Origin of the sequence: Bradyrhizobium sp. (assembly GCF_049691595.1) — a bacterium.
In the GTDB taxonomy this organism is placed as follows: Bacteria; Pseudomonadota; Alphaproteobacteria; order Rhizobiales; family Xanthobacteraceae; genus Bradyrhizobium.
This window is the reverse complement of sequence record NZ_JBAVNZ010000640.1, coordinates 1-3,224: the sequence shown is the minus strand read 5'-3', so window position 1 is coordinate 3,224 and position 3,224 is coordinate 1. Positions and strand designations below refer to the sequence as shown.

At 66.3% G+C, this 3,224-nt stretch carries 4 protein-coding genes; all 4 read right to left on the bottom strand.

Going from position 1 to position 3,224, the window contains the following annotated elements; translation table 11 throughout:
• A partial coding sequence (locus WCE35_RS25635) for a DUF2076 domain-containing protein (RefSeq protein ID WP_424596102.1) occupies positions 1-434 on the bottom strand: 434 nt, incomplete at its 3' end.
• 133 nt (positions 435-567) lie between these two features.
• Positions 568-1,413: a ChbG/HpnK family deacetylase gene (locus WCE35_RS25630; RefSeq protein ID WP_424596101.1), complete on the bottom strand. Its 846-nt coding sequence runs from the start codon at positions 1,411-1,413 to the stop codon at positions 568-570.
• Complete coding sequence (locus WCE35_RS25625) at positions 1,410-2,456, bottom strand: glycosyltransferase family 2 protein (RefSeq protein WP_424596100.1); 1,047 nt, start codon at positions 2,454-2,456, stop codon at positions 1,410-1,412. Before WCE35_RS25625 ends, WCE35_RS25630 begins: the two co-directional genes overlap by 4 nt.
• 82 nt (positions 2,457-2,538) lie before the next feature.
• Positions 2,539-3,224 (bottom strand): ATP phosphoribosyltransferase (gene hisG / locus WCE35_RS25620; protein WP_424596099.1); only part of this gene is annotated, 686 nt, incomplete at its 5' end.

Genomic DNA, 3,224 nt, shown 5'->3' with positions numbered 1-3,224 from the left:
CCGCCGCCGGTCGGCGATGGCGGCGCGCCGTAAGGCTGGCCGTACGGCGCCTGATTGTATTGACCGGGCGACGGCGGCATCGCCTGGCCGCTGTTCCACACCGGGCGGCCACCGATGTCGGGCGCCCGCACCGGCGGCACCGAACCGGGCGGCTGGCCTTGGCCGAAGATCGCCTCGCGCATCGAATCGAGAAAGCCGCCGGATGGGTTCGGTTGCGGGCCGTCGGCCGCCTCCAGTTCCCGGATGCGGCTGTCGGCGCGCTTTAGCGCTTCGTCCTGCACCAGCGCCGTCTGCACCAGCGCGTAAACGGCATTGGGCGCGTTGCGCAGGCCCTGCATGATCGCAGACATGGCCTCGGGATCGCGTGGAGCACTCTCCAGCCTGGCGAGCCGGTTGAAAAGATCGTCAATCAATTGGCGTTCTTGCGGTGTCATAGCGTTCTCCCTCGCGTCGAGTTGGCATCGAAGCGCGGGGAAAATGTAGGGGGGCTTTGCGCCGCAAATAGTGGGAGGCCGAATTAAATTTCGGTATGCGGCAAAACGACCGGCCAGTTTTTCCCAAGCGTTTTCAGGCCAAGGTTACTTGATTCGCGGCCAGCAGCGGCGGGAAATGCGCGCTGGCGAGAAACGCGTGCTCGTGCTCGCGCTGGGTGGTCAGCGGATCGAGGCTGATCAACGCTTGATCGACGAATCCGGGATGACACATCACCACGCCGCCCTCCGGCAGTCCTTCGAGGAATTGCCGCATCAGCCCGCCGAAATCGGGCTGCCCCGAAAAATCATAGGCGCCGGCAAAGGCCGGGTTGAACGCGATACCGACTGATGCGGCCCGCCTGCGAAATTGCGCGCTGAGAATGTCGAGCAGCAAAGCCTTGGGCGTGCCGAGCCGCCGCGCCAGCGGCTGGTTGCGTCCGCCCTGGCGAACCCAGGCGCCGGGCGCGGCCTCCTTCACCGCGCGCAGAAACGCGTCACGCACCTGCGGAAATAATTGGGCGTGCTGGTGGCCGTCGACAAAATCCGGGGCGCGGCCGAACAGTTCCTCAAACGTGGTGAGCTGAACCCGCAATTCGCCGTGGATCATCTCAGGATCGAGCCGCCGCAACAGGCCGGCGCGCAGCAGTTTCGGGAAGGCTAAAAACATGCCGCCGTCGGTCGGCCTGAAATGCATCGTCAGCGGACGGAACGGCGCGGTCAGGGTCGCATGCAGGCCGATCGCGCAGCGCGGGCTGCTGGCGGCAACGTCTTGCAGCGCGGCGACCTCGTCACGGCCGATCGAAGCACCGACCACCATGACCGACGTCGCGTTGAGACGGCCCCGCCCGATCAGGTCGCGGATGGCGCGGTTGACGCCCTCGCTGATCCCGTAATCATCGGCGCACAGCCAGATGCGGCGGGGCGGCGCGCGGCCGTTCATTCGGCGGCGGTCCGTTCGCCGGCGGTCGCGGCCGTTTCCGCCTCGGCGCGCTTCTCGCTGTGCTCGGCGACGAAATAGATCGGACGCGCCTTCAATTCCGACAGGATCTTGCCGATATATTCGCCGACGATGCCGATCATGATGAGCTGCACGCCACCGATCGTCATCAGGCCGACCACCAGCGAGGGATAGCCGGGGACCGATCTTCCGGTGGTCCAGGTTTCCCAGAGGATCGAGAGGCCGAACAGGAACGCCACGGTCGCAAGCACGACACCGAGCAGGCTCGCAAAACGCAGCGGCGCCACCGAGAACGACGTCAGCCCCTCGATCGAGAGCCCGATCAACCGGCCTGGGCTGAAGGTGGTGACGCCGTGCGCCCGTGGCGCCGGCTCGTAGTCGACGCGGATCTGGCGGAAGCCGATCCAGCTCGCCAGGCCCTTGAAGAAGCGGTTGCGCTCGGGAAGCTGGCGCAGCGCGGCGGCGGCGCGCGGCGACAGCAGGCGGAAGTCGCCGGCATCTTCCGGGATTTTCTGCCGCGCCCCCCAATTGATCAGCGCGTAGAAACCATGCACGGCGAGCCGGCGCAGCAACGGCTCGTTGTCGCGGTGGGCCTTTGCCGTATAGACCACGTCGTAGCCGTCATCGATCCAGTGACCGACGAGTTTCTCGACCAGATCGGGCGGATGCTGGCCGTCGCCGTCCATGAACAGGACCGCGCCGTGCCGGGCGTGTTCCAGTCCCGCCATCAGCGCCGCTTCCTTGCCGAAATTGCGCGACAGCGACACCACCTGAATGTCGAGTCCGTCGGCGGCAAGCCCGCGCGCAATCGCCAGCGTCGCGTCGGCGCTGCCGTCGTCGACATAGACGACCTCGCAGGCAAGGCCGTAGCGCTGCCGCAGCGTCTTCGCCAGAGCGCCAAGCCGCTGGTGCAGAAATGCCAGTCCGCTGGCCTCGTTATACAGCGGGACGACGATCGACAGCCCTTGCGCCGCGGCATTGGCGGCGGCGGTCGACAGGTCAGAAACGTCGGTACCAAGTATCATCGATCAGGTTCCAGGCCATCCGCGGAACAGCATATGCTACACCTTGCCGGCTGTCGCTACGATGAACGAAACACCATCCGCCTCACCGCCCCAGGAAAGCCTCGAGTCTGGCAAACAGCGGATTCTCGCGGTCGAGCACATAGTCGAGGGACGCCACCGAAACCGTGTCGGCGCCGTGCTCGCGCAGGAAACTGCCGAGCGCGTAAAGATGCGTTGGCGGGCAGTGCAGCGTGAGCATTCCGGAGGAGGTCGGTCCGCCGAACGGCGCGACCACGCCGAAGCGGTGATGCGCCTCCGCCAGCAGCGCGTCGTTGCAGCCGGTGAAGCGGGTGCGGACCTCGCGATATTTGCTGGCGCGCGCCCTTGCTGCGATGTGATCGAGGATGATTCGCGCGGTCTCGCGGGCCTCATTCGACCAGTCGGCATCGCGCGAGGCCACGAGGTTGGCCTGGCTGCGCAGGATCACGCCGTCGTCGAGCACCTTCAACCCGTTGGCGGCGAGCGTCGCGCCGGTGGTCGTGATATCGACGATCATTTCGGCGGTGCCTACCGCCGGGGCGCCTTCGGTGGCGCCGGCGCTCTCGACGATGCGGTAGTCGACCACGCCGTGCGAGGCGAAGAAGGCACGGGTCAGATTGATGTATTTGGTCGCGACCCGCATCCGCCGATTATGCTGCTCGCGGAAGCCGGAGGTGACGTCGTCGAGATCGGCCATGGTACGGACGTCGATCCAGGCCTGCGGCACCGCGACCACGACATTGGCGCTGC